This window comes from Conexibacter sp. W3-3-2, from assembly GCF_009707605.1.
Taxonomy (GTDB): domain Bacteria; phylum Actinomycetota; class Thermoleophilia; order Solirubrobacterales; family Solirubrobacteraceae; genus Paraconexibacter; species Paraconexibacter algicola.
Genome location: NZ_WLYW01000001.1, coordinates 1,819,379 through 1,838,630, shown reverse-complemented (window position 1 = coordinate 1,838,630; position 19,252 = coordinate 1,819,379). Strand labels below are relative to the sequence as shown.

General features: G+C 74.1%; 21 protein-coding genes. 9 read left to right on the top strand and 12 right to left on the bottom strand.

The genetic code is table 11. The annotated features are described in order from the left end of the window. Positions 1 to 157: 157 nt before the first annotated feature. Positions 158 to 1,231 carry a PAS domain S-box protein gene (locus GKE82_RS30375; RefSeq protein WP_154733055.1) on the top strand — a complete coding sequence of 358 codons (1,074 nt, stop codon included), beginning with the start codon at positions 158 to 160 and terminating at the stop codon, positions 1,229 to 1,231. Positions 1,232 to 1,542: 311 nt separating this feature from the next. On the opposite strand, the gene GKE82_RS09045 is transcribed toward GKE82_RS30375, so the two are convergent. The 7 genes from GKE82_RS09045 to GKE82_RS09020 all read right to left on the bottom strand — a co-directional run bounded on the left by GKE82_RS09045 (position 1,543) and on the right by GKE82_RS09020 (position 7,183). After that, a complete protein-coding gene (locus GKE82_RS09045; protein WP_309233803.1) occupies positions 1,543 to 2,955 on the bottom strand; it encodes a calcium-binding protein in 1,413 nt (470 codons plus the stop codon). Between the two features lie 311 nt (positions 2,956 to 3,266). After that, complete coding sequence (locus GKE82_RS09040; RefSeq protein WP_309233508.1) at positions 3,267 to 3,692, bottom strand: type II toxin-antitoxin system VapC family toxin; 426 nt, start codon at positions 3,690 to 3,692, stop codon at positions 3,267 to 3,269. Further along, a complete protein-coding gene (locus GKE82_RS09035) occupies positions 3,685 to 3,909 on the bottom strand; it encodes a hypothetical protein (RefSeq protein WP_154733053.1) in 225 nt (74 codons plus the stop codon). Before GKE82_RS09035 ends, GKE82_RS09040 begins: the two co-directional genes overlap by 8 nt. A gap of 67 nt (positions 3,910 to 3,976) precedes the next feature. After that, entirely contained in the window at positions 3,977 to 4,099 is a 123-nt protein-coding gene (locus tag GKE82_RS29850) for a hypothetical protein (protein WP_255450682.1), read from the bottom strand. 231 nt (positions 4,100 to 4,330) lie between these two features. After that, positions 4,331 to 5,647 (bottom strand): hypothetical protein, encoded by a 1,317-nt coding sequence (locus GKE82_RS31320; protein WP_154733052.1) that lies wholly within the window; start codon positions 5,645 to 5,647, stop codon positions 4,331 to 4,333. 489 nt (positions 5,648 to 6,136) lie between these two features. After that, a complete protein-coding gene (locus GKE82_RS09025; RefSeq protein ID WP_107566633.1) occupies positions 6,137 to 6,361 on the bottom strand; it encodes a hypothetical protein in 225 nt (74 codons plus the stop codon). A gap of 162 nt (positions 6,362 to 6,523) precedes the next feature. Next, positions 6,524 to 7,183 (bottom strand): response regulator transcription factor, encoded by a 660-nt coding sequence (locus GKE82_RS09020; RefSeq protein WP_233243663.1) that lies wholly within the window; start codon positions 7,181 to 7,183, stop codon positions 6,524 to 6,526. Positions 7,184 to 7,231: 48 nt separating this feature from the next. Between GKE82_RS09020 and GKE82_RS09015 the strand changes: the two genes are divergently transcribed. Continuing rightward, complete coding sequence (locus GKE82_RS09015) at positions 7,232 to 8,269, top strand: LLM class flavin-dependent oxidoreductase (protein ID WP_107566632.1); 1,038 nt, start codon at positions 7,232 to 7,234, stop codon at positions 8,267 to 8,269. A gap of 9 nt (positions 8,270 to 8,278) precedes the next feature. Here GKE82_RS09015 and GKE82_RS09010 read toward each other — a convergent pair whose 3' ends face one another. After that, complete coding sequence (locus GKE82_RS09010) at positions 8,279 to 8,929, bottom strand: class I SAM-dependent methyltransferase (protein ID WP_154733051.1); 651 nt, start codon at positions 8,927 to 8,929, stop codon at positions 8,279 to 8,281. A 31-nt stretch (positions 8,930 to 8,960) separates the two neighbouring features. Between GKE82_RS09010 and GKE82_RS09005 the strand changes: the two genes are divergently transcribed. The 5 genes from GKE82_RS09005 (at position 8,961) to GKE82_RS08985 (ending at position 13,679) form a co-directional block, all read left to right on the top strand. Continuing rightward, positions 8,961 to 9,590 (top strand): rhomboid family intramembrane serine protease, encoded by a 630-nt coding sequence (locus GKE82_RS09005; protein WP_107566630.1) that lies wholly within the window; start codon positions 8,961 to 8,963, stop codon positions 9,588 to 9,590. Between the two features lie 89 nt (positions 9,591 to 9,679). Beyond that, positions 9,680 to 11,164 (top strand): wax ester/triacylglycerol synthase family O-acyltransferase, encoded by a 1,485-nt coding sequence (locus GKE82_RS09000; RefSeq protein WP_154733050.1) that lies wholly within the window; start codon positions 9,680 to 9,682, stop codon positions 11,162 to 11,164. A 41-nt stretch (positions 11,165 to 11,205) separates the two neighbouring features. Then, positions 11,206 to 12,267 carry a tocopherol cyclase family protein gene (locus tag GKE82_RS08995; protein ID WP_309233507.1) on the top strand — a complete coding sequence of 354 codons (1,062 nt, stop codon included), beginning with the start codon at positions 11,206 to 11,208 and terminating at the stop codon, positions 12,265 to 12,267. Beyond that, on the top strand, positions 12,264 to 12,806 hold the full coding sequence (locus GKE82_RS08990; protein WP_154733049.1) for a hypothetical protein: 543 nt from the start codon (positions 12,264 to 12,266) through the stop codon (positions 12,804 to 12,806). Before GKE82_RS08995 ends, GKE82_RS08990 begins: the two co-directional genes overlap by 4 nt. Before the next feature lie 12 nt (positions 12,807 to 12,818). Next, complete coding sequence (locus GKE82_RS08985; RefSeq protein ID WP_154733048.1) at positions 12,819 to 13,679, top strand: DUF5718 family protein; 861 nt, start codon at positions 12,819 to 12,821, stop codon at positions 13,677 to 13,679. Between the two features lie 21 nt (positions 13,680 to 13,700). Here the strand turns inward: GKE82_RS08985 and GKE82_RS08980 are convergent, their stop codons facing one another. The 3 genes from GKE82_RS08980 to GKE82_RS08970 form a co-directional block, all read right to left on the bottom strand. After that, positions 13,701 to 15,050: a cytochrome P450 gene (locus GKE82_RS08980; protein ID WP_154733047.1), complete on the bottom strand. Its 1,350-nt coding sequence runs from the start codon at positions 15,048 to 15,050 to the stop codon at positions 13,701 to 13,703. A 99-nt stretch (positions 15,051 to 15,149) separates the two neighbouring features. Next, positions 15,150 to 15,809 (bottom strand): TetR/AcrR family transcriptional regulator, encoded by a 660-nt coding sequence (locus GKE82_RS08975; protein WP_309233506.1) that lies wholly within the window; start codon positions 15,807 to 15,809, stop codon positions 15,150 to 15,152. A gap of 4 nt (positions 15,810 to 15,813) precedes the next feature. Then, positions 15,814 to 16,989: an oxygenase MpaB family protein gene (locus GKE82_RS08970; RefSeq protein ID WP_107566623.1), complete on the bottom strand. Its 1,176-nt coding sequence runs from the start codon at positions 16,987 to 16,989 to the stop codon at positions 15,814 to 15,816. Between the two features lie 81 nt (positions 16,990 to 17,070). On the opposite strand from GKE82_RS08970, the gene GKE82_RS08965 reads away from it, so the two are divergent. Beyond that, complete coding sequence (locus GKE82_RS08965) at positions 17,071 to 17,772, top strand: TetR/AcrR family transcriptional regulator (protein WP_309233505.1); 702 nt, start codon at positions 17,071 to 17,073, stop codon at positions 17,770 to 17,772. On the opposite strand, the gene GKE82_RS08960 is transcribed toward GKE82_RS08965, so the two are convergent. Beyond that, the gene (locus GKE82_RS08960; protein WP_154733046.1) at positions 17,727 to 18,230 is read right to left on the bottom strand and encodes a hypothetical protein; all 504 of its coding nucleotides are present in this window, start codon (positions 18,228 to 18,230) and stop codon (positions 17,727 to 17,729) included. The genes GKE82_RS08965 and GKE82_RS08960 overlap by 46 nt on opposite strands. Before the next feature lie 108 nt (positions 18,231 to 18,338). Here GKE82_RS08960 and GKE82_RS08955 point away from each other — a divergent pair, with 108 nt between their 5' ends. Continuing rightward, complete coding sequence (locus GKE82_RS08955) at positions 18,339 to 19,235, top strand: SDR family oxidoreductase (RefSeq protein WP_154733045.1); 897 nt, start codon at positions 18,339 to 18,341, stop codon at positions 19,233 to 19,235. The last annotated feature ends 17 nt before the right edge of the window (positions 19,236 to 19,252 follow it).

Below are 19,252 nucleotides of genomic sequence, written 5' to 3'. Positions count from 1 at the left end.
GGGGACCGACCGTCGTTTCCCGACGCCCGTGCGCGGTGTGACCCGACGGTGGGGCTCCGGCAGACCCCACGTCGGCGCCGCGTGGTCGGGCGCGGCGCCCGGAGCTCTCGACCGCCGGTCCAGCTCGCGGCCGGGCGCGGTGCGCGACGATGGGCGCATGACGACGAGCTCGGTGCAGCGGGTCGGCGAGCGCCTGGGGCTCGCGCCGCGCGACGTCCTCGAGGCGCTCCTGTCGAGCGTCCCGGACGCGGTGTACGTCGTCGACCCGGACGGGCGGGTGGAGTTCGCCAACCCGGCGGCGCTCGAGCTGCTCGGCTACGAGGAGGAGGAGCTGCTGGGCCGGATCAGTCATCCGACGATCCACCACCACCACTGGGATGGCACGCCGTTCCCGCAGGAGGAGTGCCCGATGCTGCGCCCGCGGCAGACGGGCGAGACGGTCCGCGTGGACGGCGACTGCTTCTGGCGCAAGGACGGCACGCCGTTCCGCGTGGCGTACTCGAGCGCGCCGCTGCCGATGTCCACGGGCCGCGGTGCGGTGGTCGTGTTCCGGGACGTGACCGCGCGGATCGAGGCGGAGGAGGCGGCCCGCCGGGAGGCGGTCGAGCGCGCGCGGGCGCAGGAGATCCACGACTCGCGCGCCCGGATCCTCGCGGCGGCGGACACCGAGCGCCGCCGGCTCGGGCGCGACCTGCACGACGGCGCGCAGCAGCGGCTCGTGCGGGTGCTGCTCGCGCTCAAGCAGGCGGAGGGCAGCTGCGGCGACCCGGTCGCGGGCGGCCACCTGGCGGAGGCGATCCGCGAGGCGGAGGAGGCGATCGCCGAGCTGCGCGACCTCGTGACGGGGGTGCACCCGGCGATCCTCACCACGCGCGGCCTCGCGGCGGCGATCGACTCGCTGGCGGCGCGGCTGCCGCTGATCACGACCGTGTCGGTGACCGACCGGCGGTTCGCGCCGAGCCTCGAGGCGGCCGCCTACTTCGTCGTCGCGGAGGCGCTGACGAACGTCGTCAAGCACGCGGGCGCCGAGGAGGTCCACGTGCGCATCGACGAGCGCGGCGACGGCCTGTGCATCGAGGTCAAGGACGACGGCCGCGGCGGCGCCAGGGCCGAGGGCGGCAGCGGCCTGCGCGGCCTCGCCGACCGTGCGGCGGCCTTCGACGGCACGCTGGAGATCGTCAGCGAGCCGGGCCAGGGCACCCGCCTGCGGGTCGCGATCCCGGTTCCCTGACGCCGCCGTCCCGCGCGCCGGCCCGACCGCGCGAGCGCGAGCGGCGTCGAGTGGACCGCAGGACCTTCCGGGAAGGATCTGCGGTCCACACGACGCTCCGGAGCGCCGTCAGAGCAGCCGCAGCGCCAGCCAGACCAGGAAGCGCGGTGTGCAGCAGGCAGGTGACCGCGCGGGGCGGAGTCCTGCCGGGGAAGAGCACCGCCGTCCGGTCAAGCAGCGCGTGCTTGTCGCGCTTGCTGTTCCGATTGCAGTGGCGCAGCAAAGCGAAAGCCATCGCGCTGGCATCAGGAACGCGTTGAGATCACTAAGGCCTACGGCATGCCCGCGGGTCGGCGGAGGTTTACGACCGCGGTTTGGCCTCGGGGATCTGTGCGCCGTCGGCACGAGTCACCGAGGAGATCGATGCGGACGGTCACCTTGGTCGGCACCGGCCCCGTGATCGGGTGGGTCGTGATCTGGGTGGGGTAGCGGGTGACGATCCGGTCGGCGAGCGTCCGTCCGGATGGTGTCCTGATCGTGAGGCGGTTGCAGGTGTTGAGGATCCCGGTGGGGCGTCGCAACTGGGTTAGGGTGATCTGCCGGTCGCTGCGCAGGCGCGGGTAGCGGAGGTCGTAGAGGCCGATGCTGCCGCGTTCGCAGTTGCTGGCGATCACGGCGCGGCCGAAGCTGCCGGCGATGTCGTCGCCGGCGTCGCAGACCATTCTGTGCGCTCGCGCTTTGGGACTGTCCAGCATGGTGGCGAGGTCGTCGTCTCCTGCTCCGCCGGAGACCGTTCCTCCGCTGCCGGTGAGGCGGACGATGTCGCGGCCCGGGCCGGCGTCGGCGAAATCGCTTCCTCCTCCGCCGGTGATCTGGTCGTTCCCGGAGCCGCCTTCGATGTGGTCGTTGTCGCGGCCGCCCGAGAGCTCGTCGTCGCCGTCGAGCCCGTAGATGCGATCACCGGGGCCGATGCCAGCTTGGCCACCCGAGATGCGGTTCGGGCCATCGCTTCCGACGAGGAAGTCGGGAGCACTGCTGCCGATGATGTTCTCCACATTGTTCAGGTGGTCCAGCTCGTCCGCGGGACCGCCCGAGCCGCGGCCCAGATCGACGTGGACGGCACGCGAGCTGTCCGTCCACGAGGCGGTATCCGACCCGGTGCCTCCGTCGAGTCGGTCTGTTCCCGGACCGCCCTGGAGCTGGTCGTTGCCGTCGGCGCCGACCAGGGTGTCGTTGCCTGCCCCACCCGAGAGACTGCTCCCACGAGGTCCGAGGGCGCGGAGGTCATCGGCTCCTTCGCCACCCTGCAGCGAGACCGAGATCGTCCCGCTCGAGCGTAGGACGTCATCGTCGGCGCCGCCGTCAATCGTCAGTGCGTCGACCGCGCCGTTGATGTCGGCGGTGGCAGAGTCCGCGGAGTCGCCGAGCTCGACCACCCCCGAGGCCAGGCTGGCGGAACCGACCACCTCGCACCGCGCACCACCGCCGTCAAGAGACGTACACCCAACGCCTGCCCGGATCGACGAGCCTCCATCCGTGATCGTCAAGCCCGTCGCATCTGAGCGCACCTCAACGACGTTGCGCTCCCCAGGATCCGCCACGAACATCACTTGAGCGGTCGTGTAGCCAGGGTCGCGACCGTCAGGCGGAACGACGGTGCGCTCGACCAACACCGACGACGCCACCGCAGACGAGACGGGAAACAGAACGAGCGTGACCGCGAGCCCCGACAAGGCGGCCAGCACCAACCGAAGACGTTCAGACATCACCACACCAACGCGCTCACCGGCACGAACTACCACATACGTCGCAAGCGACCCTCGAACAGTCGTCCACCGGCCTGAAGCCCAGGCACCCGTCCGCGGAGGTACCGGTGGCACAGCCGAGCAGCTCCGTTACGCACTCGCAGATCGCGCAATGCGACAGCGGGCTGTTGGGGGGCCGCGGAAACGACGGTCTAGGTGAACCAGTTCGGCGGTGAGGCATGCCGGCCGCCGTGGTCGAGTGGGATGCGATCACGCCAGCTCACGATGGGAACGCGGCCCAGGCGTGAAGATCAGGGAGCGGCTGGAGCGACGACTGCAACGCCGCGGTGAGTCAGCGCTTCCTGCATGCGCCGGTCGTAGGTCAGCACGCCGCCGAGGTCCTCGCCGAGCGAGAGCGCTGTGGCGATGTGAATCGCGTCGAGGGACCGGACGGCGGTGGGCTGCAGGTCGGCAGCGGCACGCCGGATCTCTGCGCTGAGCTCGATCTCGACCATGCCTGCGGTGATTGCCCACACGGCGAGCTCGTCGAGCGCTGCCGAGTCCCTCTCTCGGGCCCGCGCGACTGCGCGGGCAAGCTCGATTTCGGTCAGGACGCTCGTCACGACGCCAGTCCAGGAGGAGAGCTCCTGGCGGACCGCGGCGGTCTCCGATTCGGTGACGGCGAGTTTCACGAGCGCCGAGGTGTCGGCGTAGAGCAGACCCGTCCGGTCAGACACGGTCGCCGCGTTGCTCCTGCAGCGCCCGCGTCCCCGCGTCGCTCGAAGGCGCCGGAGGCAACTCGATCTCCCGCAGCACCTCCCGGAGGTCCCGGCGCGGCGCGATCGCTCGACCGTCAGCGATCATCGCGCGGAGTCGCGGCGGCAACGCATCGGTGCTGGGAATGTCACGGCGCACCGACCAACCGTACCGCGCCGTGCTCAGCACCGCGAACATGCCGCCCGTGACCGCTCCCGCGTGGAAGGGCTCGACTCGGCGCGGAAGCAGCGAGGCGTCTGCTCCTTCAGTCGCTGCGCCGTCGAGCTAGCTCGGCGAGTGCCGAGGCGAGACGAATCCGCTCGCGTAGCCGAACCACCAGCGCGCGCAGCCGCAGGCCGTAGAGCCCGTGGTCGGCGGCGCGCAGCACTTGGATGATCTCCTCGACCCGGGGTGGGTCGGCCGGGTAGCAGCGTCCCTTGTTTCAAGGAGGGCGGCCGGCGTGGAAGCCGGGCACAGTGGCGGGCGAGCGGCGGCGGCCGCAGACGTCCAGGAGCTCGGTGGAGGGCATAGCCCATGGTGCCCGCGCGAGCGCATCGCCGACAACGCCAGCAGCGGGGAGCACGACGCTCTCGCCCCGGGGCCGACGGGCGCCGCGCTGTCAGCGGTTCTCGCAGTTGCGGACGCGGTCGGTGCTGTCGGCGACGACCCGATCGCGGCCGGGTCCGCAGTCGACGAGGTCGCGCCCGCCGCCGAAGGAGATGACGGTGTCGTTCCCCGGCCCGCCGCTGATCCGGTCGGAGCCGATCCCGCCGTTGAGGCGGTCGGCGCCGCGACCGCCGCTCAACCGGTCGGCGCCGCGCCCGCCCTCCAGCAGGTCATCGCCGTCACCGGCGAGCAGGACGTCGTCGCCGACGCGCCCGAACAGCAGGTCGTCACCGGCACCCCCTTCCAGATGGTCGTCACCGAACTCACCTTCGAGGTGGTCATCGCCGCCGAGCCCGAACAGGCGATCTGCCCTACCGGCGCCGAGCAACAAGTCGTCGGAGTCTCCGGGCAGGCCGTGCAGCACGTCGGCACCCGAGCTACCCGGCACTCGGACGGGTCGCGGCTCCCCGATCGATCCCAGCTCCGCCCGCGCGCGGCCTCCGCGCCGAAAGCCCGCGTTGCTGACGCTCCCCAGGAGATCGGTCGCCGGGTCGATGCCGTCGGCGGGGCGCACGATCTCGCACCCCCGCAGCGCCCGTTCGGTCCGGCCGACGAAGACATCCTGACCGGGACCACAGTCCACGTTGCCCATCGGGATCAGGGCGATGATCGTGTCGTTGCCGGCGCCCGCCGAGATGATGTCCTGCGCATCAGTCGCCCCGTCCCCGTCCGGCCGCACCACGATCAGGTCGTCCCCGTCTCCGGCGTCGATGCGATCGCGGCGGTCGCCACCGTCGATGGCGTCGTTGCCAGGTCCACCGACCAGGTAGTCGCCTCCTGCTCCTCCGCGCAGGATGTCGTTGCCGCTGCCGCCGTCGATCCGCTTGTCGGCTCCTCGGTTGCCGTCGAGGTAGTCGTCCCCGGGCCCGCCCTCGAGCAGCCGGTCATCGCCGAAGCCCGACTCGACGATGAAGTCGTTGCCACGCCCTCCACGCAGCGTGTCGTTGCCGTCACCTCCGTCGATCACGTCGTCCCCGAGACCGCCGTCGAGCAGGTCGTCGCCGGTGCCCCCATCGAGGTCGTCCCTTCCGGCCTCGCCGTAGAGCCGATCCGTGGCCGACTCACCGAGCAGGATGTCGTCGCCCTCGCGCCCCAGAAGACGATCCCGACCGAACCCGCCCGCCAACCGATCAGCACGGGCCGTCCCACGCAGGACATCAGCGCCCCCGCCCCCGACGCGGACGACCGCACCCGCGAACACCGGTGACCACACCAGGACGAGTATCGCCAGCAGCACGCCGGCCAACCTGTTGGCCACCCCGAGTCGCATCCGTAAAGCCCGATGGTACGGGCGATCCGTCTGCCCGATGCCTGCAACCACGCCGAAGTGAGAGCGGCAAGGACCGTGTTGGGCGCGTCCTGGGTGTCTTCACCATCGTTGGCGAGAACATCCAGATCGCCGCCGTTGTGGCCGCCGCGGAAGCCCCTCTGAACGCCATGGTCCGAGCCGCGTGGGCGGCCGAGCAAGAGCGTGGCCTCTCAGTCCGACCACCGCGTTGCGAGTTCCTGCAGCGTCTGCTCTGGGCGCGCGCGGAGCTCGGCGAGTGCGAGCGGGAGCTGCGCCGCGGCGAGCGTCCCCAGGCGAGAAGGGAGTCACGGCCTCCTTGGGCATGGCGGACCTCAGCACGCGCCCGCACCGAGCTGAGGTCCACCCTGCGGAGCGCCGTGCCGGGGCGGCAGAGCGAGCCCAGCACATGTGGGACGCAGGACCTGGGTCGCGGGGCGGCCCGCCGGCGTGGTTCAGCTGGACCGGGACGCGTCAGAGCACGCGTAGTGCCAGCCAGACCAGGAACGCCGTGTGCAGCACGCATGTCACGGCACCGACGCCGATCGCCACGGCGGCCTTGCGGGATCGACGCGGGCTGCCCGCCATGCGGATCGCGGCGACGGCCATGACGTAGGGGACCGGGCCCACGACGCCGCTGACGGCGACCACCAGGGCGGTCGTGTCGCTGCGCGGGTCGTCGGCGGCGCTCGGGAGCATCACCCACCACTACGCAGCCTTCCGCAACCCGGCTCAGGGCGCGGTGAGCGCGTACAGGTGCTCGGGCCCGCGGCTGCCTCGGATCGTGCTCCACCCGGGGCGGCGGAGCGGACGCGACCGCGCGGTCACCCTTGCGGTCACGTCTCGTCGTGGTCGCGGCCGTCAGCGCGACCGCAGCAGCGCGAGCACGGCCATGACCCGCCGGTGCTGCAGCGGCTCGTCGCCGAGGCCGAGCTTCCCGAACAGGCCGGTGATGTGCTTCTCCACCGCGGCGGGGGTGACCTCCAGCGAGCGGGCGATCCCGTGGTTGGACTTGCCCTCGGCCATCAGCGAGAGCACGTCCCTCTCGCGCGGGGTCAGCGCGTCGAGCGGGTTGTCGCGTCGGCGCCGCCCGACCATCAGCGCGACGACGTCCGGGTCCAGGGCGGACCCGCCGGAGGCCACGCGGCGGACCGACTCGACGAACGAGGGCACGTCGGCGACCCGCGTCTTCAGCAGGTAGCCGACGCCCTCGGCGTCGTCGCCGATGAGATCGAGCGGGTACTGCTCCTCGAGGAACTGGGAGAGCACGAGCACGGTGGTGTCCGGGTGCTCGCGGCGGATGCGGATCGCGGCGCGCAGCCCGTCGTCGGTGAGCGAGGGCGGCATCTGCACGTCGAGGATCGCGACGTCCGGGGTGTGCGCGGCGGTGAGCTCCACCGCCTCCTCGGCGTCCCCGGTCTCGGCGACGACCGTCATGCCCGCGTCCTGCAGCAGCCGCGCGATCCCGGCCCGCAGGAGCACCTCGTCGTCGGCGATCAGCACCCGCGGATTGTCGGTCACGCACCCAGGGTAGACGAGCCCGCTCGGCGGTCCCGCTACCGTCGGGGGATGCGTGTGAGCGTGCTGGACCAGTCCCCGATCTCCCAGGGCTCGACGAACGCGCAGGCGCTCGCGAACACCCTGGACCTCGCCCGGACCGCGGACCGCCTCGGCTACCACCGGTACTGGGTCGCCGAGCACCACGGCGGCGCGATGGCGGGCGCGAGCCCGGAGGCGCTGATCGGCCCGATCGCCGTGCAGACGACCGGCATCCGGGTGGGCAGCGGCGGCGTGATGCTGCCGCACTACAGCCCGCTGAAGGTCGCGGAGACGTTCTCGCTGCTGGACGGCCTGGCCCCCGGCCGGATCGACCTCGGGATCGGCCGGGCGCCCGGCACCGACGGCATGCGCAGCTTCGCGCTGCAGCGCGACCGCCGGCAGGCCGCGCCCGACGACTTCCCCGAGCACCTCGCCGAGCTGCTCGCCCACCTCGGCCGGCGCCCCTACCCGCCGGAGCACCCGTTCCGCCACCTGCAGGTCCGCGGCGAGCACGTGACGCCCCCGACCGCGGGCACCGGGCCGGTCCCGTGGCTGCTGGGCTCCTCGCCGCAGAGCGCGATCTGGGCTGGGCAGCTCGGCCTGCCCTACGCGTACGCGGACTTCATCTCCCCCGACGGGCACGACGTCGCGCAGCTGTACCGGGACCGCTTCGTGCCCGGCGAGCACCTCCGCGCGCCGCAGTTGCTGCTCGCCTCGTGGGCGCTCGCCGCCCCGGACGCCGCGGAGGCGCTGGCGCTCGTCTCCAGCGGCCGGATGATGTTCAAGATGCTGCGCCGCGGCCGCCCGATGCTCGTGCCGCCGACCGACGTCGCGCAGCGGTTCCTGGAGAGCGAGGGGGACACCGCGCCGCCGCGCCGGATGGTCTGCGGGACGCCGGAGCAGGTCCGCGCCGCGCTCGAGGAGCGCGTCCAGCGCTACCGCGCCGACGAGCTGATGCTCGTGACCATCACGCACGACCACGCGGCGCGCGTGCGGTCCTACCGGCTGCTCGCCGACGCCTTCGGGCTCGACGCGCGCGAGCCCGCCGCGACCGCGGTCGCCGCCTGAGCGACGCCGTCAGGCGCGGGTCGCGGTGAAGTACGTGATCCCGCCCGACGGGCGCAGCGCCACGTCGACGAAGCCGTCCTGCGCGAGCCACTCGCGCAGCTCGGTCGACGAGCACATCGGGCCGAGCAGCCCGGCGATCCGGCCGGTGACGCGCATCGGCAGGAAGCGCAGGCCGGCGTCGGAGAGGACCGCGGAGCCGGACAGGCGCCCGCCCGGGCGCACGACGCGCGCGATCTCGCGGACCGCGCCGCGGACGTCGGGGAAGCAGTGCAGGCCGGTGAACGACACGCACAGGTCGAAGGTCGCGTCGGGGAACGGCATCGCGGCGACGTCCGCCTCGACGAGCTCGACCTGCCGGGCGAGCCCGCGCTCGTGCGCGGCCTCCTCGGTGCGCCGCAGCATCGCCGGGGAGATGTCGGCGGCGACGTAGCGGATGTCCTGTCCGGGGCGCATGCCGCGCAGCGCCACGCCGCCACCGCAGGGCACGTCGAGGACGGCGGCGCCGTCGGGCAGCTCGCCGACGACCTCGGCGGCCTCCCACAGCAGGCCGAAGTCGGTGCCCGCCCCGATCCGGGCGATCGGATGCCCGATGCGGCGGCTCTCGACGAGGAAGTCGTAGACGGTCGCCCAGGGATGGTCGGTGCGCCACGCGTTGGCCATGGGGCCGAGCCTAGCCCGTACCCTGGGTGACATGGCCACCGAGCAGGCAACCGGCACCCCCACCGATCCGCGCGTCGCGGGGCTGAAGCTCGTCGTCGGGATGGCGGCGCTGATGTGGGTGCTCGAGGTCGTCGACGTCGCCGCGGACCACCGGCTCGACCGGTACGGGATCGAGCCGCGCGAGGCGGACGGCCTGCTGGGCATCCTCTTCGCCCCGTTCCTGCACGTCGGCTTCGGGCACCTCGCGGGGAACACGGTCCCGTTCCTGGCGCTCGGCGCCGGGATCGCGCTCAGCGGCATCGCGCGGGTCGCGATCGTCACGGCGATCGTCGGCGTGGTCGGCGGCCTCGGCACGTGGCTGACCGGCTCGGACAACAGCGTGCACCTCGGCGCCAGCGGGCTCGTGTTCGGCTACGCGACCTACCTGATCAGCCGCGGGGTCTTCGAGCGCAACCTCGTCCACCTGGCGGTCGCCGCGGTCGTCGCCGCGGGCTACGGCGGCGTGCTGCTCGGCGGGATCCTCCCGGAGGACGGCGTGTCGTGGCAGGGCCATCTGTTCGGTGCGATCGGCGGCATTCTCGCCGCCCGGCTGCTGGCCTCCGAGGAGGACCGGATGCACCCGCGCGCCCGGGCCCGCGCGCGCCGCGAAGCCGCGATCTGACCCGGCTCGGCGCGGCGCCGCTCACCCTGGCGACCGCCGGTGCGACAGGCCCGGCGAACGGTCGCGTTCCCGGATAGGCTCGCCGCCCTATGCGGCAGCTCACGGGTCTCGACACGCAGTTCCTCGCCATCGAGAGCGACACCACCGTCGGCCACGTCGGCGGCCTCGCGATCTTCGACCCGGCGACCGCCCCCGGGGGCCGCTTCGGCATCGCCGAGGTCCGCGCGATGCTGCAGGAGCGGCTGCACCTGCTGCCGCCGCTGCGCTGGACGCTCGTGCCGGTGCCGTTCGGGCTGGACCGCCCGTACTGGAAGGACGACCCGCACTTCGACCTCGACTTCCACGTCCGCGAGCTGGCGCTGCCGGCGCCGGGCGACGACGACCAGCTCGCCGAGCAGGTCGCGCGGATCGCGTCGCGGCGGCTGGACCGCGCGCGGCCGCTGTGGGAGCTGTACGTCATCCACGGGCTGGCCGGGGGGCGCGTCGCGGTCCAGACGAAGATGCACCACGCGATGATCGACGGCATGTCCGGGGCGGAGATCATGGGCATCCTGTTCGACCTCGCGCCGGAGGGCCGGGACATCGAGCCGCCGCCCGCCGACCAGGCGCCCGAGGTGGCCCCGGGGACGCTGGAGATGCTCGGTCGCGGGGTCGCGGCGCTGCCGCTCTACCCGGTCCGCGCGCTGCGCGCGGTGCCGACGACGCTGCCCTACCTCGACGTCGCGCCGTCGATCTTCGGCCTGCCGGGCGCCGAGCCGATCAGCCGCACCGCCTCGCGGCTGCGCCGCCGGCTGCTGGGCAGCGACGAGCACGACGGGGAGGTCGTCGAGCGGCCGAAGATGCGCGCGCCACGCGTGCCGTTCAGCGGCACGATCAGCCCGCACCGCCGGTTCGTGTTCGGCTCGATGCCGCTCGCCGACGTCAAGCGGGTCAAGAACCACTTCGGGGTCACCGTCAACGACGTGGTCGTCACGCTCTGCGCGGGCGCGGTCCGCGAGTGGCTCGTCGCGCACGACGCGCTGCCCGAGGCGCCGCTGCTCGCCCAGATCCCGGTGAGCGTGCGCACCGACGAGCAGATCGGCACGTACGGCAACCGCATCAGCGTGATGATCGTGCCGATCCCGACGCACGTCGCCGAGCCGCAGGACCGCCTGGCGGCGACGCACGACGCGATGCGCGCCGCGAAGGAGCGCCACCGCGCGCTGCCCGCCGAGGCGCTGCAGGACGTGACGAACTTCATCCCGCCTGCGATCAACGCGCGCGCGGCCCGCGTGGTGCTGCAGCTCGGGGCCAACCCGGCGCTGCGCCCGCTGTTCAACCTCATCATCAGCAACGTGCCGGGCCCGCCGATCCCGCTGTACCTCGCGGGCGCGAAGCTCGAGGCGAACTACCCGGTGTCGGTGATCGCCGACGGTGCGGGGCTGAACATCACGGTGCTGAGCTACCTCGACTCGATCGACGTGGGGATCATCTGCGACCGCGAGCAGATGCCGGACGTGCAGCGCGTGCTGGACGGGATGCAGGGCGAGCTCGACGCGCTGCTGGCGCTCTGCGAGGCCCAGGCGCACGCCTGAACGGGGGTTGCGGACGGCGCCGCGCCGGGCACGATGGAGGGGTGCTCCGCCACTACCGGGCCACCGGCGCCGACCTGCCCTTCGGCGACCCGCTGCGCGCGCACGGGACCGCGCTGGAGGGCTACTTCTGGCGCCTGACCGACCCGGGTTCGGGGCGGGTCATCGTCGCGCTGTGCGGCGTGCACCGCGATGGGGAGGGGCGCAGCTGGTCCAACGTCGCGCTTGCCGCCCACCCCGGTCGCGTGCTGCATCAGGCGGACGTGCCGGGCGGTCTCGCGGACCCCGACGACCTCGGCGTGCGCGCGGGGGCCGGGACCTTCCATGGGGACGCGCGCGGCGTCCGGGTCGACCTCGGACCGCGCGCACGGCTCGACCTGCACATCCACGAGGCCTGCGCGTGGCCGACCGGACGCGCGCTCGGCGGGCTCGGGATCGGCCAGGTCGTCCCCGGCCTCAGCCAGCGCTGGCACCCGTACCTCCTCGGCGCCCGCGCGACCGGGACGGCGCAGCTCGACGGGGAGCGGATCGACCTGGACGGCTTCCGCGTCTACGCGGAGAAGAACTGGGGGACGAGCGGCTTCCCGTCGCGCTGGTGGTGGGGGCAGGCGCAGCACGTGGACGGACGGCCCGACGCGTGCGTCGCGTTCGCGGGCGGGGCGATCTCGCTCGGTCCGTGGCGCACCCACGCGACGGCGATCGTGGTGCGGGTCGGGGACCGGGTCGTGCGTCTCGGCGACCCGGTGTGGTCGCCCGTCCGCACGGACTTCGCCACCGACGGGCGCTGGCGGCTGCGGGCGCGTTCGCGGCGCCTCACGGTCGAGCTCGACGGCCGCGCGGACCCGGCGGGCGCGCACCTGCTGCCGGTCCCGCTGCCGGCGCGCCGCTGCAGCGTCCCGGGGGCACGCCAGCACTTCGACGGGCAGCTGCACGTCACGGTCCGCGAGCGCGGTCGGCTGCTGCTCGAGGGCCGCTCGTCGCTGGCGGGTCTCGAGCACGGCGGAGCGCACGTGATGGCCGAGCTGTCCCGGGCTGCCGCTGCCACCGCACCGGGGGGCCGGCCGGCTGCGTGCCTGCCGGTCGGCCGCGGGCGCCGGGCGGCGTGAGCCCGCTGCCGGACCTCGACCGCTGGGTCGCCGATCCGGCGGTCCGCACGCGCCACGAGCGGACGGCGGCCGCGTCGGCGGCGGAGCTGTGGGCGGCTGCCCGCGCGGTGCGCCTGGACGACACGGGGACGCTCGGCGGGCTCGTGCGCTGGCGCATCCCGGGCACGCCGCCGGACCGCCGCTTCCAGGAGCTGTTCGCGACGGCGCCGTTCACCGTCCTGGCCGAGGGCGAGCACTGGTCGGTGTCCGGCCTGTGCGGCCGCATCTGGACGCTTGCGCGCGACTACCCGCGGGTCGACGCCGAGCGGTTCGCGCGGTGGGACCGCCCGGGCACGGTCCGCGTCGTCTTCGCGCACGGCGTGCGGCCGGCGGGCGACGGTCGCAGCACGCTGGTCAGCGAGGCGCGGGTCGCGCCGGTCGACCGCCGTGCGCGCTTCGCGCTGCGGTCGCTGTGGCTCGCCGTCGGCCGCTTCGAGGCGCTGATCGGCGCTGAGCCGCTGGAGCTGGCGGTCCGCCGTGCCGAGGGGCGCGGCCGGTAGCCTGCGGCGGCGATGCAGCTCAACCTCGAGGACCTCCGCGCCGCGTTCGGCTTCGGCGTCGCCGGCAACTTCGCCGGGCACCTGGAGCAGGCGGGCGAGGCGGGCGACTTCACGTCCGTCGACGCTCCCGCGGAGGCGCCGAAGGGCATCTTCCCCTGGTACGTGCCGCGCGACAACGGCTTCCTGCGGCTGTTCCCGCTGTCCCACGAGCGGATCGTGCTGCCCGTGTCGAAGACGCCGCTGAACCTCCAGATCGAGCCGGAGGTCGCGGTGCTGGGGGTCGTGACCTACCGGCGCGACGGGACCGTCGACCGGATCGAGCCGCGGGCGATCGGCGCGTTCAACGACTGCTCGATCCGCCGCGAGGGCGCGACGAAGATCAGCCAGAAGAAGAACTGGGGCGAGGCGTCGAAGGGCATCGCGCGGCAGCTGCTGCGCGTCACCGAGATCGAGCCGGACGGCGCCGCCGCGACGCTGCGCCTGGCGAGCTTCCTCGTGCGTGACGGCGAGGCGCTCCCCTACGGCGTGGACAGCGCCGTCGCGGACTACTCGTACTTCGGCACGCAGCTGCTCGACTGGGTCGTGGACCGCCTGCGCCACCAGCAGGGCGCGGACGGCACGCCGCTGGAGGACGTCGGGCAACAGCTGCTCGCGGCGGGGCGCCCGGCGGTCGTGGTGATCGGGATCGGCGCGACGCGCTACACGGCGCTGGGGGAGACGACGTTCCTCGCGCCCGGCGACCACTCGGTCGTCGTGGTGTACGACGGCGCACGCCACGACGCGGACGCCGTGCAGGCGGCGGTCGCGGCGGGCGCCGAGCACGAGCTGCCCGGCGCCTCGACGCTGCGACAGGCCGTCTTCGCCGCCGCCTGAGCGCCGCCCCGCCGCCGCGGCTCAGGCCGCGACGAGCGCCGCGTCCGTCGTGCCCGCGGGCGCCGCGGACGTGCGCCGCCGCACGACCGCCACGCCGCCGGCGGAGGGCGCGAAGGCGACGCCGCGGAAGCGCATCTGCTCGCCGGGCTCGTCGGTGGGCACGAGCTCGACGTGCTGCAGGACGGTGCGCAGCACGACGTCCATCTCCATGTGCGCGAACGCGGCGCCGATGCAGCGCCGGATGCCGCCGCCGAACGGCGTCCACGTGTACGTGTCGGGCTTGACGCCGACGAAGCGGTCGGGGTCGAAGCGCTCGGCCTCGGGGTAGTAGCGGTCGTCGGCGTGGGTGAGCGCGGCGGAGACGACGATCGCCATGCCGGCGGGGACGGTCCACTGGCCGAGCCGGAAGTCCTCCTGCACGAACCGTACGGTGCCACCGATGACGGGACGGCTGCGCTGCGTCTCGCGGATCGTCGCCTCGCGCAGCTCGCGGCCGCCGGCGTCGGTCTCGGCGACGAGGCGCGCGAGCAGCTCGGGGTGGCGGCGCAGGCGCTCGACCGTCCAGGAGAGGCTGCCCGCGGTGGTCTCGTGGCCGGCGACGAGGAGGGTGAGGAGCTGGTCGGCGAGCGCCGCGTGGGAGAGCTCGTCGCCGTCGTCGTAGCGGGCCTGGACGAGCAGCGCGAGCACGTCGGTGCGTTGCTCGAGGTCGGGGTCGGCCTTGGCCTTGGCGATGAGCGTGGCGACGTAGGCGTCGAACGCGGCGCGCTGGCGCACGAAGCGACCCCACGGGGAGCGCGGCCCGAGGTCCTTGTGGAGGGCGGGGACGAGCACGAGCTTGGAGCCGAGCTCGACCATGCCGGGGAGCAGCTCGCGCAGCCCGTCGAACTCCTCGTCCTCGGCGCCGAAGACGGTGCGCAGGATGGCGTTCAGCGTGATGCGCATGAACGGCTCGAGCGTGCGGAACGCCTCGTCCTGCGGCCAGGTCTCGAGCTCGCGGACGGTCTCCTCCTCGAAGATGCCCTCGTAGGACTTCATCCGCTCGCCGTGGAAGGGCGGCAGCAGCAGCCGCCGCTCGCGCAGGTGCTCGGCGTCGTCGAGCGAGAACAGGGAGCCCTTGCCGAGGACCTTGCCGAGCGGGCCGCGGTCGCCGACGTGGAGGACCTTCGGGTCGGCGGTGAAGACCTGCTTGACGAGCGTCGGGTGGGTGATCACGACGCTGTGGCCGAAGCCGGGCAGGTAGGTCGTGAAGGCGTCGCGGTGGCGGCGGTGCAGGGCCTGCATGACGCGCTGCTGCCAGAACAGGAAGGCGGCGCCCTGGACGGCCTTGGGGAGGCGCGGGCCGGGCGGCAGACGGTGGGCGGTGGCGGTCATCGGGGGCCTCTCGTTCCTCGGACGGACACTGACCGGTACGTCAGCGTACCGGCACGGTAGCGCACGGTACGCCGATGTACCAGTGCGTCGTCCCGGACCTCAGACCCAGCGCCGGCGGGACGGGTCGAGCACGGCCTTCACCGCGTCGCGCGCGGGCGGGTGCAGCGCGCTCAGGTCCTCGCCGCGCTCGACCGCGTAGACGATGAGCTCGCGCAGCCCGCCGACCAGCAGCACCGCCGTGTGCCGGGGCAGCGGCTGGACGCCCGCGGCGCGCCACTCCGGGGTGTCGACGAGCCCCACGATGAGGTCGGCGAACCGGTCGGTGACCGCCGCCTGCACCGCGATCGCCTCGGCACCGAGCGCGGGCAGCTCGCGCACGAAGCTCACCGTGATCTCCGGCTCGGCCTCGATCACGCCGACGTGCACGTCGAGCGCCTGGTCGACCTGCGTCGTCCACGGGGCGGTGGGGTCGACCGCGGCGGCGATCGCCCGGATCGCGACGTCGTTCACCGCATCGAACAGCGCGATCAGCGCCTGTCCGCGGTCGTCGAAGTGCTCGTAGAAGGTCCGGCGGGAGGTCCGGGCCCGCGCGACGACGTCGGCGACGGTGGTGCCGCGGAAGCCCTGCTCCCGGATGCTCTGGGCCAGCGCGGTCAGCAGCCGCTCGCGCGGGCCGTCGCCGACGATCGTGTACGGGTCGGGCGGGGGCTGTCGCTGTCGCGCGCGGTGGCGGGCATCCGCGGCAACGGTACCCGTCACCGGCTCATGCGGCGCGGGGGAGCGCCGGCTCCTGCGCCACGTCGCGCGGGTCCAGCGCGGCCGGGGCGGCGCCCGCGAGGCCGAGCGTGCGGCGGACCCCGGCGATCTCGCGGGCCACGAGCCGCTCCTCGCTCCCCAGCACCCCGGTCCAGCGCAGCGCGTCGCGCGCGAGCATCAGTGGGCGCAGCCCGGGCAGCAGGTGCCGCAGCGGCGAGGCGGGGACGTCGAGCCGGTCGGCCATCTCGTCGCCCATCCAGCGCCGGGTGTACATGCCGAGGATCTGGGTGGCGAGGAACTCGGCGGGCACGTGCGTCGGGCCGGGGAGGACGCGCTGCAGCGAGACGCCGTGGTGCAGCAGGGCGTGGAGCAGCTTCGCGGAGTCCTCGTTGGGGCCCGGGTCGAGGTCCAGGGCGGTCCCGATCGTCGTGCAGGCCTCGCGGTAGCTGTGCGGGAGCAGCTCCTCGGGGGCGCCGGTGACGAACCCGATCCAGCGCCAGAGGTGCGTGAGCGCCTCGAGCTCGGCCCGCGAGTGCCGCACGCCGAGATCGCGCATCGCACGCAGGGGCACGACGTGGAAGCCGCCGATGGCGGTCACGAGCGTGTCGCTGGCGCTGATCGGCACGCCCCAGGACGCCCGGTCCCAGGTCGGGTCGCGCAGCAGGTGGTCGCGGACGAGCGCGTGGACCATGCGCACGTGGATGCTCGCCGCGACGCCCGGGGCGACGGCCCGGCCGTCGACCCGCATCCCGCCCGGGGTCGTGACCTCCAGGACCCAGCGCGCGGTCTCGCCCATGCGGCGGGACGCCATCCGCTCCAGCCGTCCGGTGGCGGCGAGCGGTCGCACGAGGAACGCCGACTGGTAGCCGAACGCCAGAGAGCCGGCGGCGAGCGCGAGGCTGATCGGCTGCGCCCCGCCCTTCCAGAAGGCGAGCGCCCCGGCGTCGGCGAGCTCGGGGTCCAGCCAGGCGGGCGGCTCGACCACGGGGGCGAGCAGGTCGTGCACCTCGCGCGGGGTGCCGGGGAGCGGCCGGCCGGCGAGCGCGGCGTCCAGCAGCGCCCAGCCGCGGCCGCCGGGGAGGTCGCGGAAGGCGGCGACGACCGCGTCGGCGGCCGGGTCGCCGACGGTGCGGCCGTCGAGGAGGCGCTGTTGCAGCGCGGGATCGTGCGCGGGTGCGGACATCAGGAAACGGATGTTGCCGGAACGCGCCCGATCTGGCAACACCCGTTTCCGAACCGTGACGGACGTGCTTCACTGGAGGCCGTGAGCACTCCCGCCACCGGCGTCTACGCCGGCGTCCCCGCCGCCCAGCGCCACGCCGAGCGCCGCGCGCGCCTCATGGCCGCGGCGCTCGAGCTGCTCGGCACCGTCGGCTGGTCGGGGACGACCGTGCGCGCCGTCTGCGCCGAGGCGAAGCTCACGCCCCGGTTCTTCTACCAGAGCTTCCCCGACCTCGACGCGCTCGTCGTCGCCGTCTTCGACGAGGTGAGCGCGACGACGACCGCGCGCGTGCTCGCCGCCGTCCGGACGGCCGTCGCCGAGGACCCGGCCGACCGCCTGGCCCACGCGCGCGCCGCGATCGGGACGCTCGTCGTGGACCTCACCGACGACCCGCGCCGCGCCCGCGTCGTCTTCGTCGAGGCGCTCGGCCACGAGGCGCTCGCGCGACGGCGCCTCGCCTCGATGCGCACCCTCGCCGGGCTCATCGCCCACCAGGGTCGCGCCTCGTTCGGGACCACCGCGCGGGACGAGGGGCTCGTCGCGGTCACCTCGTCGCTGCTGGCCGGCGGCATCGCGGAGCTGCTGATCGCGTGGCTCGACGGCGAGGTCGAGGTCACCCGCGACGAGCTCGTCGAGGACTGCGCCGAGCTGCTCGTCGCCGTCGGGGAGGGCGCGGCGCGGATCGCGCGCCGCCGCGCTCAGGTGCCCGGGACGGACATCGAGCCGCCGAACAGCGCCAGGTAGCCGCCCGCGACCGCGACGGCGAGGGCGACGCTCACGACCATCACGCGCTCGAGGATCCCGTCCTGCGCGGTCGTGTCCTGCGAGTCGCGCATCGACGTGTTCCAGGCCGCCCGTCGCGGACCGTCGCGCAGCGCCCCGCGCAGCTCGCGGTGCGCGTGGTCCAGGCGGCCCAGCAGCGGCGCGAAGAACGCCATGCTCACCGGGGTCGCGACGAGCACGAGCGCGATCGGCGCGAAGCTCGGCGTGCCCGGCGTCGAGATGAGGCCGCCGAGGAGAATCCACAGCACCGGGATCCCGATCCACAGCACGATCGACCCGACCGCCATCGCCGCGACCAGCGCGACCGCGCGCACGCGCAGCGCGAGCGGCGGCGCCGACCCGGGCGGATCGGTCGCGACCCGGTCGGCGGGAGCGGGGGCGGGGACCTGGGCGGGACGGGGCGAGGGCGAGGGCGGCACGATCGGCGCCCGGGGCCACGCACGTGCGCGGGCCGCCGGGGGCCCGACGCTACCCGGCCGCGTCCGCCCCGCGCAAGGTCGAGCGCCGGTCGGCTAGCGTGCCGCGCCATGAGCTCCGTCAACGGCAAGGTCGTCCTCATCACCGGCGCGGCGCGCGGCATCGGCGCGGAGACCGCGCGGGCGCTCGCCCGCAAGGGCGCGAAGCTCGTGCTCACCGACCTCGACGCCGAGCCGCTGGCCGCGCTCGGGGCGGAGCTCGGCGACGGGGTCGCGGTCACCGCGGTCTGCGACGTCTGCGACCTCCCCTCGATGGAGGCGGCCGTCGCCGCCGGGATCGAGCGGTTCGGGGGCATCGACATCGTCCTCGCCAACGCCGGGATCGCGAGCTACGGCTCCGTCATGGCGGTCGACCCGGCGACGTTCAAGCGCGTCATCGACATCAACATCACCGGCGTCTTCCACACCGTCCGCGCCGCGCTGCCCTCGGTCGTCGAGCGCCGCGGCTACGTCCTCGTCGTGTCGTCCCTGGCCGCGTACGCCCCCGCGCCCGGGCTGGCCGCCTACAACGCCTCGAAGGCGGGCGTCGAGCACTTCGCCAACGCGCTGCGGCTGGAGCTCGCGCACCGCGGCGTCGTCGTCGGCTCCGCGCACATGTCGTGGATCGACACCCCGCTCGTGCAGGACGCCAAGAAGGACCTCACGGCCTTCGACAAGATGGTCGCCTCGCTGCCCGGTCCGCTGAGCCGCACGACCTCCGTCGACCGCTGCGTCGAGGCGTTCGTCGCCGGCATCGAGGGCCGCAAGCGCCGCGTCAACGTGCCCGGCTGGGTCGGCGTCATGGGCTGGATCAAGCGGCTCGCCACGACCCCGGTCGGCGAGCGCGAGACGCTGAAGCAGGTCCCGACGCTGCTGCCGCTGATGGACCAGGAGGTCGCGGCGCTCGGCCGCTCCACCAGCGCGCGCAACACCGCGATGGACCAGACCGAGGCCGCGGTGCGCAGCTGAGACGGCCGTCGCAGGCG